Below are 12,587 nucleotides of genomic sequence, written 5' to 3' on the forward strand. Positions count from 1 at the left end.
TCCATCCACCATGCCTGGCCAAGGATTCTGCGGATACAACAGACCCGTTCTGCCTCGGTAACGTCGCGACACTCGGTATCCGCCTCGGCGTCTCGACATATGTGGCGGTTCTCGTCAGCTGGTGTATGGATTCCTCAAGATCATGGGCGTGCGCGCGATGTCAAGTGCCGGCCGAGGGAAGCGGGGGCCTGCCGTGTAGTAGCGGGCCCGGGTTCGACCGACCGGTTCCAGGACCTGGGCGGTGGTGAGGTCGCGGAGATCTCGTTGCGCCTGTTGCAAGCTCAGGCCCTCGGCGTGCTCGTAGCGTGAGCGGCGGACGCGTCCAGCCATGGCCACGTCGTGCAGGGCAGTGACCACTCGCTCGTCCAGACCGGTGCTCTCGGCGAATTCGGAGAGTGCGCCCCATACCCGCCCGGAGCGGTCGAGTCGGCCTTGAACGGTCTGGGCCTGCTGATGGTAGGCGGTCAGGTTGAAGCGGATCCAGCTGGAGACGTCCTGGTCGGGAAGGTACTTCGGGCCCCGGTCGGCGAGTTCGCGGTAGTACTCCCAGGTATTGCCAGGGCGGCCGAGCCATGCCTCGATGGACGAGAACTCTGGGGCGAGGACGCCTTCGCGTGCGATCATGAGCGTCTGCAGCGAACGGGACATCCGGCCGTTCCCGTCGGCCCAGGGGTGGATGGAGACAAGGTGCAGATGCGCCATAGCTGCTCGCACCAGCAGATGGGTGCCGTTGTCGGCGTTGAGCCAGTCGATGAGTTCCTTCATCAGCGCCGGGACGACATCGGCGTCCGGGGCTGTATAGGCCGCGATGCTGGGGTCGCGGGCGTCTGTGACGTATACGGGGCCCCTGCGCCACTGTCCGGCCGGCTTGCGCACTGTGTGACGGTGGCCTTGCAACATCCAGTGCAGAGCGTTGAACAGGCCTTTGCTGTAGCTGAAGTCCTCGGCATCGTGGAGCGTCTGGATATATGTCATCATCCGCTGATAGGCGAGGGTCTCCTCGCGGTTCTCGTCCGAGACCTCGACATCTCGCTCGCCATCCATCAGGTCCTCGACGTCGGTTGTGGATACCTTGAAGCCCTCGATGGAGTTCGAGGCTGCGACGGCATCAGCGGTCAGGAACTTTCGGAGCCCCTCAGTCCATTTCGATGGCGTGGTCTGGATCTGGTGCCGCAGCGCCTCCCGCATGCCGTCGATCTCGCCGAGCACCTGATCGTCGGTAGGTCGGAGAGCGGGAGTAAGGTAGATCATGCATCGACGATAGATTGACGCAGTCATAACGTCAAGCCTCCCGCTCCGGCATCGGTTGCTGACCGTGTGGGGCTCCGGAATCCCGATTCGGGCGGGTGACCTGGGCGTTTGCCTGCCGGACGGGGTCTGTGTCGGGCAGGCTGGATGGTCATGATGTGGTCGCTGCTCTACGCCCTGACGCGGAACGCTCTCGGGCTGATGCTGCTCCGCGTGCGCGGGGACACGGCGAACGAGGTGGAACTCCTCGTCCTGCGGCACCAGGTGGCGGTACTGCGACGGCAGGTGAATCGTCCGGCGTTGGAGCCGGCGGATCGAGTGATCCTCGCAGCCCTGTCCCGGCGACTCCCCCGGGCCCAGTAGGGTTCGTTTTTCGTCACCCCGGCGACCGTGTTGCGCTGGCACCGTGAGCTCCTCGCACGAAAATGGACCTACCCGCGCAAGACCCCCGGTCGGCCGCCGGTCCGCCGGGAGATCCGCGAGCTGGTCCTGTGCCTCGCCCGCGAGAACCCGACCTGGGGCCACCGCCGGATCCAGGGAGAACTGATCGGGCTGGGCTACCCGGTCGGGGTCGCCACCGTCTGGCGGATCCTGCGCCGTGCCGGCATCGATCCTGCACCGCGGCGGGCAGAGGGCTCCTGGCGGGTGTTCCTGTCCGCGCAGGCCTCCGGTCTGCTGGCCTGCGATTTCTTCACCGTCGACACCGTGTTCCTGCGGCGGATCTACGTGTTCTTCGTCGTCGAACACGCCACCCGCCACGTCCATGTCCTCGGGGTCACGAAGCATCCGACCGCAGCCTGGGTCACCCAACGGGCCAGGAACCTGCTGATGGATCTCGAGGAGCACGGCCACCGGTTCTGGTTCCTCATCCGTGACCGCGACACGAAGTTCACGGCTTCGTTCGACGCCGCCTTCACCGGAGCCGGTATCGACGTGGTGCGCACATCGCCACAGTGCCCGAAGGCGAACGCGATCGCGGAACGCTGGGTCGGCACCGCCCGCCGGGAATGCACCGACAGACTGTTGATCGTCTCCGAACGGCACCTGACGACGGTCCTCACCAGCTACGCCGAACATGTCAACACCCACCGGCCCCACCGCGCCCTCGACCAACACCCACCCGACGCGACACCACCCGCCGTCACCCCGACGCCGGGATCCACCGTCCGACGCACACGCATCCTCGGCGGGCTGATCAACGAGTACCGCAACGCCGCCTGACCACTCCCACAGACGATCACGTCGACCGTAAAAGGCCAGCTCACAGGCCGAGACCCGGATTCTGGAGTCCCACACGATCCAGCCGACAAGGCGGAGATCTACACTCAGCTCGGCTTGCAACTCACCTACGAACCGGGAGGACACCGAGTGATCGCCGAAGCCAAGCCATCAACGATCATGTACGAAGGAAAGTGTCCGAGGGGCGACTCGAACCATTACCCCACCATCGGTCACCCTCTCCGCCGAGCTCATTCTCTCAGCTCAGCCAGAAACCCGACGGTAAACGCCGTGTCCTCCGCCCTCCCACCCAGCCTGAACTAGGCAGCGTGCGGCACTTTCCCGGTTCATCAACCAGATCCGCCTACCGGGACTTTCTGACGAGTCCACGAGCCGGTCCGTTCTTCAGCAGTGTGCGCCCGTGTACGGGCAGACGTTGGGATCGAAGTTCTCCCCGAGACCTTCGACGAAAGGCTTCGTCGTCCCTCTGTTGGGATCAAGCCATCGCGCCATCGAAAGCCCGGTGACCTGATGAACACCCGCTGCCTTGAGGGCGGCGGACACCGACTGCAGACGCCCTCCGCCGACCCAGGTGTCCTCGAGCAGAAGCACATGGCGGAGGCTGATAGGAGACACGACGAAGTGCGCTGGATTGAACGACCGTGGATCACCAACCGTCTCACTCACCCGCACGGGCACATGCGGGACTCGGCCCATGACCTGGAAAGCAACCCGTGCGAGCGGATGCGTGCCCTGCCGGCCGGACAGCGACGGAACGTAGGCCCAGGCGTCCGGGTGTGTGCCGGCGCGGTCCGCGATGCAGTTCCAGCGCGCGACCACAGCGTAGGTCAGAAGAGACGAGACCAGCTGATAGCTCGTGGCGCCACCGCGCTTGTAAGCGTGCATCGTCTGCCCCGACTGCGCCCCCGGCCACGCGTAGGTGACGAATCCGAGGCGATCTGCCAACCCGGCGCTACCTGCTCGCTCAGCGCACCTGTAGCAGGTGGGGTAGCCCGGGTTCGGAATCCCCGTACAGATGCTGCACGTAACTCCGGGCACCCATCGAGCATTGCGAAGGAACAGGCTTCCCGTGCTGCCGATGAGGTCGCGGAGTGCGTCAAGAGCGGGCGAGCGGGTGACCATCAGACGGTGATCTGGCTGAGAACCGCTTCCAGTCGGCGCGGACGTTCGGCAAGCTGTTCGACCACGGCCCTCACCTCGGCGATCGACGATACGACGTAGACGTCGGGACGACCGACGAGTTCCCTGCCCCACTCGGTGCTGTTGACAACGAGATCGGTCAGGATCACGGGCCGGCCGTGGTGCACCGCCATCCGGGCCTGAATACGAGCGCCGCTGTGTTCGCCCGCCTCAACGACAATCGTGGTGATGCCGTAGCCGGACATCACCGCGTTGCGCATCGGGAAGTTGTGCTGCTGAGGCGGCGCATCCGGCCAGAACTGCGACAGCACCAGCCCCGTCTTCGCGATGCGCTCCTGAAGCCTGCGGTTGCCGGCTGGGTAGCACCTGTTGATCCCAGTACCGATGACGGCCACGGTGCGTCCGCCGCGGGCAAGGGTGGTCTCGTGAGCGGCTGTGTCGATCCCCGCCGCGAGACCGGCAACCACAGTGAGATCCATCGAAACCAGTGCGTCAGCGATGGACCTGGCCATCTTCAGGCCCCGCTCCGACGCCTTGCGCGAACCCACGACGGAGGCGGCCTTGTCGTTGACAAGCAGGCGGCCGCGGGCAAACAGAAACGGAGGTGCCTCGTGGATGTCGCGGACGCGGGCCGGATAGCGCTCGTCGACGATCGAGAGGAACTCCAGCCCGGCCGCATGCCAGCCACGGACCTCGTCCCGCGCTTCGTCGAGCAGCATGGCGTGATCGTCGTCGCCGAAGAGGCTTTCAGCGGCAAGCTGTGCCCGCGCCGCCGTGGCACTCCCGTTCTCCAGGACAGCACCTGCGAGCTGGAGCCAGGTGAGCCCGCGCGGCCGCTGTCGAAGCAGCGCGACGAGCTCTGCCCGCTCCTCGATGCCTGGCTCCGCCACGCCGTCAGCGTAGTGGACGTGAGCGCCGCGGGCGGGTAGCCACCTCATGATGCGATCGAACATACATGCGATTCTACGAGTAGCCGACGACAGTTCCGGGGTGCGGAGGCCGCCGCGCACCTACCTGACGAACCCGTCTCACCGATGGAGGAGCCAGCAGACGACCACGCCAAAAAAGCCAGCCCGAGCGGCAGCTCGTTGCGCGACCCGCGCGCAACGAGGAGCCTGACCCGGCGCGCAGGGTCAGGGGGAGCGTTCGAACTCCGGCGTAAGGGGCCCCTGACCCCCTGAACCGCAGCATGGAACGATCTTGGCCGGTGGTGCGGTCACGAGCGGAGGTGTCCGCGCATGCCGTGGTGCCAGGTGTCGGTCTGGCGGCGTAGAGCAACGAGGCGCGTGTCGTCGCGTTCCCCGCGGACTTCCTCGACGGGTTCGTGGGGGCTCCAGCCGTCAAGGTAGAGCCGCAGGTCATCGGGCGTGGGCGGGGCGTCGAAGTCGACGCCGGCCAAGGCGGTCGGGTCGAGCTGGTCGGCGGTGGCACGGGCCCAGGTGATCCAACGGGCGCGGTTGTCAGCGTGGACCTGGTCGGTGTCGTGGTGGGCTGCCCGTTCGAGGGCGTCGGCGAAGGCGCGGATCTCGCTGGCGGCGATCCAGGCGTCGTAGGCGTCGCGGAAGGTACGCCTGCGGACCGCCTCGAGGGCCTTCGGCCAGGCCTCGGCGCGTGCGGCCTGCCACTGGCGTCGTTCTTCCTCCTCCTCCTCCTCGCGTGCCAGGTCCGCCAGGTACTCCCCGCGTCGTCGTGCCGCGGCGCGACGTTCCTGCTCGTCGACGGCGACACTCACCTCGACATCGTGGAAGATCTCCGGAATGCGTTCCTCGATCCGGGCGGTGTCGCTGTCGGCCCAGCCGTCGTCGTTACCTTGGCTGTCGTGGTTGCCCTGGCCGGCGCGGGCGATTCGCAGGCGCAGTCGGCCAGATGCGATCTTGTCGGTCGCTGGCAGGTGCCATTGGGAGTGTTTGCGTGACAGCTCGCGTTCCTGCTCGGTAGGCGTGTGAGGGACGTCGTCATACTCCTCGTGCAGCGATACGTATCGGCGGACCGACCGGACCTGCAGGTACGGCTTCGGGTGGAGCGTCTTCCTGTTCACGTCGACGCGGTGGCCGCGGGCACCGGCTTCGTCCGCCAGGAGCCGGATCAGTGCGAGGGCACGGCCGAGGGACGCCTCGGTGACGTCCAACGCCTCGGGGTCGTTCTCCCGCGGCGACGACCAGCGTGGGGTCAGGCCTGCTGGTGCAGGGCGTCGGCCCCGGCCAGGTCGTCGAAGACGGCCACCGCGGCCGGGAACGACTCGACCAGCGCGGCGCGCAGCCGCTGGACATGACGCGTGCGGTCACAGATCAGCGTCTGGTGCGCCCGGGCGGTGACCTTCACCGCCTCGACCAGGTCACTGTCCCCGGCGACCGGCCGCAACTGGTGATGGTCGGTGCGGACCATGTCCGCCAGCGCATGCGCGTCGCCGGCGTCGCTTTTCGCCCCGGACGTCGAGTACCGCTCCCGGTAGCGGGCCGCCTGAACCGGGTTCACCGCGATCACCTGATAGCCCGCCGCGACCAGCGCCGACACCCATTGGCCGCGAAGCCCATCGTAGATCTGCCGCCGTTCCACATCGACCTTTGCGCGGGCATCGTACAGGGCACGGCCGACGACGAAGCCCGAGTCGTGCCGCTCGAGAAGCGCATCCTGTCCGCGCTCGGGCCGACGGCGAGCAGATCACGAACCTCTGCCCGCCTGGATGGGAAGTCGACAAGCCGGAAACGCACCGTGGTTCGACCACGCGGTTAGGAACGGAGCTTGATGCCAACCGGCCTGCGGTACACGGTGGGCAGGACAACGTCGCGCAGGACGCGCATGAGCACGGCCTCGTGCTGAATCACGTGGGACAGAGCCGAGGCCAGTGCCTTGGCTGCCTCCGCGTCGGCGAGCGCGATGACGATCGCTTCGATGGCATCCTCACCGGCCGTTTCCTGTTTCGCGATCTGGCGGAGGAGGTCAGCAGCACGTGACAGAACGACCAACGTGGTCTTGGGTACCGGATGGGTGGCGATCTCGTCGTCGAACTCGTCCCACTTTCCGGCCTTGTCGGGCGGCAGCGGGATCTCGGGTCGCCTTCTCACATGGCTCAGACCTTGCACGTTGTGGCCTGCGCCTACTTCATGAGCGATGGAGGGGATCAGTGCCTGTAGCCTCGCCGCGGTGTCGCGGCTGATCGCGTGGCCTCCGAGGGCGCCGCGCAGGGCCTCCGCGACCAGACTGCGCTGGTCGTCGCCTGTGTCGGCAAAGCGGACCAAACCGCGGGTGATGGTCGAGATGTCCGCTGCGGGCTGCTCGTCGAGTACCCGGAGACCATGGGTGATCAGCCGGTCGCGCCATTTCGGGAGCGAGCGGACCATACCGTCCTCGATGATCTCCAGTGCGAGCCGGGGCCCGACCGGCACTGCCGCGGCGAGACGATCTTCCGCAGCATCGTCCACGGACTCCACGAGGTCGACGATCGCGTCGTGCTGGTGGCTCTGGGGGATGGCGAACAGCCGTCCCGCCGCGAATAGCCAGGTGTTGCGCCAGTGCGGGGGCTTGGCGCGGCCCTTCGCAGGCGCGCGATGACGTCGTCAAGCTGCCCGGTGGTCAGGGGCGGTCTCAAGAAGTCAGCGCATCAGGCTACCTGAAATAGTATCAGATTGTTGAGCCGTTCAACAGGCTTATCCCAGTCGAGCGTCTGACGAGGCCGACGATTAAGACGGTCAGCGACGGCATCGAGTTCAGCCTGTGTATGGACGGACAGATCAGTGCCCTTCCGGAAGTACTGACGGAGCAGACCATTGGTGTTCTCGTTGCTTCCTCGCTGCCACGGAGAATGAGGATCGCAGAAATACACCGGGATCCCGGTCGCGACGGTGAAACGGGCATGATCGGCCATTTCCACACCCTGATCCCAGGTGATGGACCGGAACAACTGCTCGGGAAGCCGGCGCACCAGCTGAGACAGCAGAATCGCGACCCGGTCCGCACCACGGTCATACGGCACCCGGGAGAGCATCACGAACCGGGTCTGCCGCTCGACCAAGGTCAGAATCTGGCTCTTCCCACCCTTACCAATGATCAAATCACCCTCCCAGTGCCCGGGCACGGCCCGATCCGCGATCTCGGCCGGATGCTCGGAAATATTGACCATGCCGGCGATCCAGGCCTGCTTCGGTCGGGTCGACCCGCGCGGCCGGCGTTCCGTCCGCCCCGACCGCAACGCGATCGTCAGCTGAGTTCGCAGCTCGCCCCGCACCTGCACGAACAACGTCTCGTAGATCGTCTCGTGGGACACCCGCATCTCCGGATCGTCCGGAAAATCCTTCCGTAGCCGCTCGGAAACCTGCTCGGGAGAATAGTCCTCGGCGAGCCGCTCCACGACGGCGTCGTGCAGCCGGCGACACACCGCGAGTTTACGGACCTTCGGCCGACTGCGCTGTTCCTCGGCACGTCGCTGCGCCATGACCGCTTGATTCCGCCGTTCGGGGCTCCGGCGGTCTCGGCGACCGCGACCGTGGCCGGCTATCTGCCGGCGGGCAGCCCTCGGTGATCCCGCGGCTGACCGTCGCGTGGGTCCAGCGGCCGGCCGGTGACGCGCAGGCCGTCGCAGATGACGGTCATGATCCGCAGAGCCATCTGGTTGTCGCCGCTCTCGCGCTCGACCGCGACGTGGATGCTGTTCAGCAGCGCGCGCACCTCGGCCATCCCGACGTCGGCCCGGACTGCGCCGGTCACCTGGGCACGTTCGACCAGCCGTTCCAGCGCCCGGTCGAGCTGCGCGGCCACGGCGGTGACGCGGGCCTTGGTGTCGATCCCCACGCCAGCCATGACCTCAGCCAGCGCCCGGTTCGCCATCCCGCGCTCGACCAGCCCCGCGCAGAAACCGAAGAACGCGGCGCCGGGGTCCGCGGCCTCCTCGAGCGCCTGGGCCTCCCCGACCAGCGTCTCGACGTGGCTCACCACGATCGCCTCGAACAGCGACTCCTTGGTCGGGAAGTTCCGGTGCATCGTGCCCGCGCCGACGCCGGCCCGGCGCGCTATCTCGTCGACCGGCACGGAGAGACCCTCCGCGGCGAACGCCTGCCGGGCCACCTCCAGAAGCTTGGCCCGATTGCGCCGGGCGTCGGCGCGCATCGGCCGGCCGTGCGGCGTCGCGACGAGGGCATCAGCGCTACCGGTGTCGTCGGCGGCCATCGGGCTCCTCGTCACTGAACGTCACTGTCTGGAGGCGGCTGAACGTCAGGGCGCGACCATCTATACAACCGGGGTGCCCACCCCGTATAGTTCGATCCGGGGTTTCCACCCCGGATAATAGCCCTCCCGAGCCCACCGAGGAGACACGCATGCCCAGTTCCGCCGCCGGAACCGCGACTCCGCGCGAGATTCTCGCCAAGCTGCACGAGCTCACCCTCACCGACGCCCCGGCGACTGTGGACCTCTACGCCGAGAACGGCGTGCACGAGCTGCCGTTCGCGCCACCCGGTGCCCCCAGCCGGCTGGACGGGCGGGAGGCGATCCGCCAGATGATGAACGCGGGGGGCGGTGGGCCGTCGCCGGTGGAGTACACCGGCTTCGAGAACGTCGTCGTATGGAAGACGACCGACCCCGAGGTGATCGTCGCCGAGTACGAGCTGGTCGGCAAGGTGGTCTCCAACGGAGAGCCGTTCCGCGTCCCGAACCTCCTCGTCCTGCGCGTCCGCGACGGCCAGATCCTGCTGACTCGCAGCTACTTCAATCCCAACCAGTTCGCCCAGCTGCTCGCGTCCGCGTAAGAGATGGCCGGTCGTGGACAGCCGGGCACCAAGCCACGCGATCGAACCTGAGCTGAAACGCATGGCCGGCGCGATCGTCGCCGGCGCGATCATGACGATCCTTGATACCACGATCGTCAACGTCGCGGTCAACACCCTCGCCCGCGACTTCGCCACCTCCCTGTCAACCGTCCAGTGGACGCTCACCGGCTACACGCTCGCGTTGTCGATGAGCATCCCGCTCACGGGCTGGACCGTGCGCCGCTTCGGTGCCAAGACCATGTGGATCACGGCGCTGGCGCTGTTCATCGCGGGCTCTGCCCTGTGCGGCCTCGCCTGGTCGGTGGCGGCCCTCATCGGGTTCCGGATCCTGCAGGGAATCGGTGGTGGACTGCTGATGCCGGTCGGGCAGGCGATGCTCGCCAGGGCGGCCGGCCCGCGGCGCATGGGCCGAATGATGAGCGTGATCTCGGTCCCCGCGATGTTCGCGCCGGTAGCCGGGCCGGTGCTCGGCGGGCTGCTCGTGGGCAGCCTGTCCTGGCGCTGGATGTTCCTGGTCAACCTCCCGGTCGGAGCATTCGCCATGGTCCTGGCCATCCGGCTGCTGCCGGCCGACCAGGACCGGGAGACCGGCCAGAGCCTGGACACGGTCGGGCTGCTCTTGCTGTCGCCGGGGCTCGCCGCGCTGGTGTACGGCCTGTCGCAGGCGGGCGACGACAACCTGCGCATGCTCGTCGCCGGGGGCGCGGGTCTCGCGCTCGTCGCGGCGTTCTCGGCCCGCGCGCTGCGGATGACCCGTGATCAGCGCACGCCCCTGATCGACCTCACCGCCTTCCGTGACCGCGCGTTCACCACCAGCGTGCTCGCGCTCTTCGTCTACAGCGCGGCCGTATTCGGGCTCCTGGTCGTGCTGCCGATCTACTACCAGACGGTGCAGGGCCGCAGCCCGCTGGCGAGCGGGCTGCTGATCGCCCCGCTCGGCCTGGACGCGGTCATCACCCTTCCGATCGCGGGCAAGGTGACCGACCGCGCGGGGCCCCGAGGCGTCGCGCTCAGCGGCCTGCTGACCGTGGTCCTCGGCACGGCCATCTTCACCCAGCTGCAGGTCGGCACGAACGTCGCCCTGCTCGTCGGCGCGCTGTTCGTCGTCGGCCTCGGGCACGGACTAATCACCCCGTCGCTGATGGCCGGTGCGTTCCAGCGGCTGAGCGGCTCCGACGTGCCCTCTGCCAGCACGACCGCGAACGTGCTGGCCCGGCTCGGGACGTCGGTCGGCACGGCGGCGCTCGCGGTGACGCTGCAGATCTACATCCGGGCCGGCCTGCCCGGCAGCCGGACACCGGCGGACGCGGCCAGGATCGGGACGCCGGCGGCGATCTCCGCGCTGACCGACGCGTTCGCGAACAGCATGTGGTGGACGGCGGGCATCGCCGCGCTCGCCCTCATGCCGACCGTACTGATCCCGCCGCGACGGCCCGCCGCACCCGCGCGGGCCGGGCCCGCCCGGGACGACGCGCTGACGCACCGACCATAGTCCCCCTCTCGAACCGACCAGTGATGGGAGCACCCCCGATGTCGGCTACGGCAGATCTCTCCCACCTCACCTTTTCGGTGCTCGACACGGCGCCGGTCTGGTCAGGCTCGACGGCCACCGAGGCGCTACGCAACACGATGCGCCTGGCACCGGAGGCCGAGCGGCTCGGCTACCACCGGTACTGGCTGTCCGAACACCACAACTCGGACCGCCTGGCCACGTCGTCACCGGCCGTCCTGATCGGGAGCGTCGCGCGCGACCACCTCGATGCGGGTGGGTTCCGGCGGCGTGCTGCTCACGAACCACCCACCGCTACTCATCGCCGAGCAGTTCGGCACCCTGGAGGCGCTCCATCCAGGGCGCATCGACCTCGGGCTCGGCCGCTCGGCGGGAACCGACGCGGCCACGTCGGCCCTGCTGCGCGCCGGGGCGGCGCCCGAGGACGACTTCGAGCAGAAACTGACAGAGCTGACCGGCTACTTCGCCGGGCCGAGCTTCGGCCGCCTGGGCAGCCCAGTGAAGGCCGTGCCCGCCGCCGAGAACCGCCCGCCGATCTGGCTACTGGGGTCCAGCGTCTCCAGCGCGCTGACCGCGGCGGGTCACGTCCAGCGGCGTGGTGTACGGAGAGTGACTCCGCGTGATCCTTGGTTTAGTTTATGCGGTGAGTGCTTCTGATGTCACGCTGATCTCGGGTGTGTCGGACGGCGTGTTCGCCGTGTCGACTTTCGCGAGGATTTCCAGGCCGAAGTAGCGGTGGGTTTCGATCCACTCGTCGTGTTGCTCGGCGAGTACCGCGCCGACGAGACGTATGATGGCACCACGGTCCGGGAAGATACCCACGACGTCCGTGCGTCGACGGATCTCCTTGTTCAGCCGTTCCTGCGGGTTCGACGAGCAGATCTGCCGCCAGATCTCCCGCGGGTAGCCGGTGAACGCGAGCAGGTCCGCTTTCGCTTCTTCCAGATGCTGCGCGGCGCGGGGTAGTTTCTCGGTGAGCGCGTCAACGACCCGGTCGAACTGCACGGCCACCTCGTTCGCGTCAGCCTGATCAAAAATAGTCCGGACCAATGTTGCGACCCACGGCTGCGACGACTTCGGTGTGAACGTCAACAAATCCCGCAGGTAATGCGTCCGGCATCTTTGCCACGACGCGCCCGGCAGCATCGCCCCGATCGCCGCGACCAGGCCGCGGTGGGCATCCGAGGTCACCAGCCGGACGCCGGACAGGCCACGGGCGACCAGCCCGCGGAAGAACGCCCGCCAGCCGGCCCCGTCCTCGCTGCTCACGACGTCGAGGCCGAGGATCTCCCGGTGCCCGTCACCGTTGACTCCGACCGCGAGCAGGCAGTGGACGTTGACGACCCGGCCGTCCTCACGGACCTTCATCGTCAACGCGTCGGCCTGCACGAACCGGTACGGCCCGGCGTCGAGCGGCCTCGAGCGGAACGCCTCGACCTGGCCGTCGAGATGCTTCGCCAACTCCGACACCTGCGACTTCGAAATATGCGCCACCCCGAGCTGTTCGACGAGCTTGTCGACTCTTCTCGTGGAAACCCCGAGCAGATAAGACGTCGCCACCACCGAGATCAACGCCTGTTCCGCCCGCCGGCGGCGCGTCAGCAGCCATTCCGGGAAGCACGAACCGGTCCGCAGCTTCGGAATCGCTAGATCAATGAGCCGTTCCCAGCAACTATTTGCTACTCTCC

Annotated in this window: 10 protein-coding genes and 3 pseudogenes; 4 read left to right on the plus strand and 9 right to left on the minus strand. The window is 67.6% G+C overall.

From position 1 onward, the window contains the following. Window positions 1-114 precede the first annotated feature (114 nt). A complete protein-coding gene (locus CV1CTNOD_RS14655) occupies window positions 115-1,251 on the minus strand; it encodes a Fic family protein (protein ID WP_131786655.1) in 1,137 nt (378 codons plus the stop codon). Between the two features lie 108 nt (window positions 1,252-1,359). Between CV1CTNOD_RS14655 and CV1CTNOD_RS14660 the strand changes: the two are divergent. Next, window positions 1,360-2,469, plus strand: a pseudogene (locus CV1CTNOD_RS14660) (integrase core domain-containing protein). Between the two features lie 402 nt (window positions 2,470-2,871). Here CV1CTNOD_RS14660 and CV1CTNOD_RS14665 read toward each other — a convergent pair. The 7 genes and pseudogenes from CV1CTNOD_RS14665 to CV1CTNOD_RS14695 all read right to left on the minus strand — a co-directional run bounded on the left by CV1CTNOD_RS14665 (window position 2,872) and on the right by CV1CTNOD_RS14695 (window position 8,790). After that, window positions 2,872-3,372 carry a hypothetical protein gene (locus CV1CTNOD_RS14665; protein ID WP_207386453.1) on the minus strand — a complete coding sequence of 167 codons (501 nt, stop codon included), beginning with the start codon at window positions 3,370-3,372 and terminating at the stop codon, window positions 2,872-2,874. A gap of 236 nt (window positions 3,373-3,608) precedes the next feature. Beyond that, window positions 3,609-4,565, minus strand: a complete 957-nt coding sequence (locus tag CV1CTNOD_RS14670) for a DNA-processing protein DprA (protein ID WP_207386454.1) — start codon at window positions 4,563-4,565, stop codon at window positions 3,609-3,611. 278 nt (window positions 4,566-4,843) lie between these two features. Further along, entirely contained in the window at window positions 4,844-5,755 is a 912-nt protein-coding gene (locus CV1CTNOD_RS14675; protein WP_131786658.1) for a hypothetical protein, read from the minus strand. A gap of 56 nt (window positions 5,756-5,811) precedes the next feature. Continuing rightward, window positions 5,812-6,153: pseudogene (locus tag CV1CTNOD_RS14680) on the minus strand (IS110 family transposase); the annotation flags it as partial. 203 nt (window positions 6,154-6,356) lie between these two features. Next, complete coding sequence (locus CV1CTNOD_RS14685; RefSeq protein WP_131786659.1) at window positions 6,357-7,049, minus strand: hypothetical protein; 693 nt, start codon at window positions 7,047-7,049, stop codon at window positions 6,357-6,359. Between the two features lie 179 nt (window positions 7,050-7,228). Then, window positions 7,229-8,206 carry an IS30 family transposase gene (locus CV1CTNOD_RS14690; RefSeq protein WP_431607121.1) on the minus strand — a complete coding sequence of 326 codons (978 nt, stop codon included), beginning with the start codon at window positions 8,204-8,206 and terminating at the stop codon, window positions 7,229-7,231. Then, window positions 8,119-8,790: a TetR/AcrR family transcriptional regulator gene (locus CV1CTNOD_RS14695; protein WP_131786661.1), complete on the minus strand. Its 672-nt coding sequence runs from the start codon at window positions 8,788-8,790 to the stop codon at window positions 8,119-8,121. Before CV1CTNOD_RS14695 ends, CV1CTNOD_RS14690 begins: the two co-directional genes overlap by 88 nt. A gap of 149 nt (window positions 8,791-8,939) precedes the next feature. Between CV1CTNOD_RS14695 and CV1CTNOD_RS14700 the strand changes: the two genes are divergently transcribed. The 3 genes and pseudogenes from CV1CTNOD_RS14700 to CV1CTNOD_RS28385 all read left to right on the plus strand — a co-directional run bounded on the left by CV1CTNOD_RS14700 (window position 8,940) and on the right by CV1CTNOD_RS28385 (window position 11,556). After that, window positions 8,940-9,368 (plus strand): nuclear transport factor 2 family protein, encoded by a 429-nt coding sequence (locus CV1CTNOD_RS14700; protein ID WP_131786662.1) that lies wholly within the window; start codon window positions 8,940-8,942, stop codon window positions 9,366-9,368. Window positions 9,369-9,429: 61 nt separating this feature from the next. Then, a complete protein-coding gene (locus CV1CTNOD_RS14705; RefSeq protein WP_131786663.1) occupies window positions 9,430-10,881 on the plus strand; it encodes a DHA2 family efflux MFS transporter permease subunit in 1,452 nt (483 codons plus the stop codon). Window positions 10,882-10,919: 38 nt separating this feature from the next. Beyond that, a pseudogene (locus CV1CTNOD_RS28385) lies at window positions 10,920-11,556 on the plus strand (MsnO8 family LLM class oxidoreductase). Here CV1CTNOD_RS28385 and CV1CTNOD_RS14715 read toward each other — a convergent pair. Next, window positions 11,536-12,587: IS256 family transposase (locus CV1CTNOD_RS14715; RefSeq protein ID WP_131786664.1), on the minus strand; the 1,052-nt coding region annotated here is incomplete at its 5' end. The pseudogene CV1CTNOD_RS28385 and the gene CV1CTNOD_RS14715 sit on opposite strands and share 21 nt — an antisense overlap.

The organism is Protofrankia symbiont of Coriaria ruscifolia (genome assembly GCF_900634745.1).
Taxonomy (GTDB): domain Bacteria; phylum Actinomycetota; class Actinomycetes; order Frankiales; family Frankiaceae; genus Protofrankia; species Protofrankia californiensis.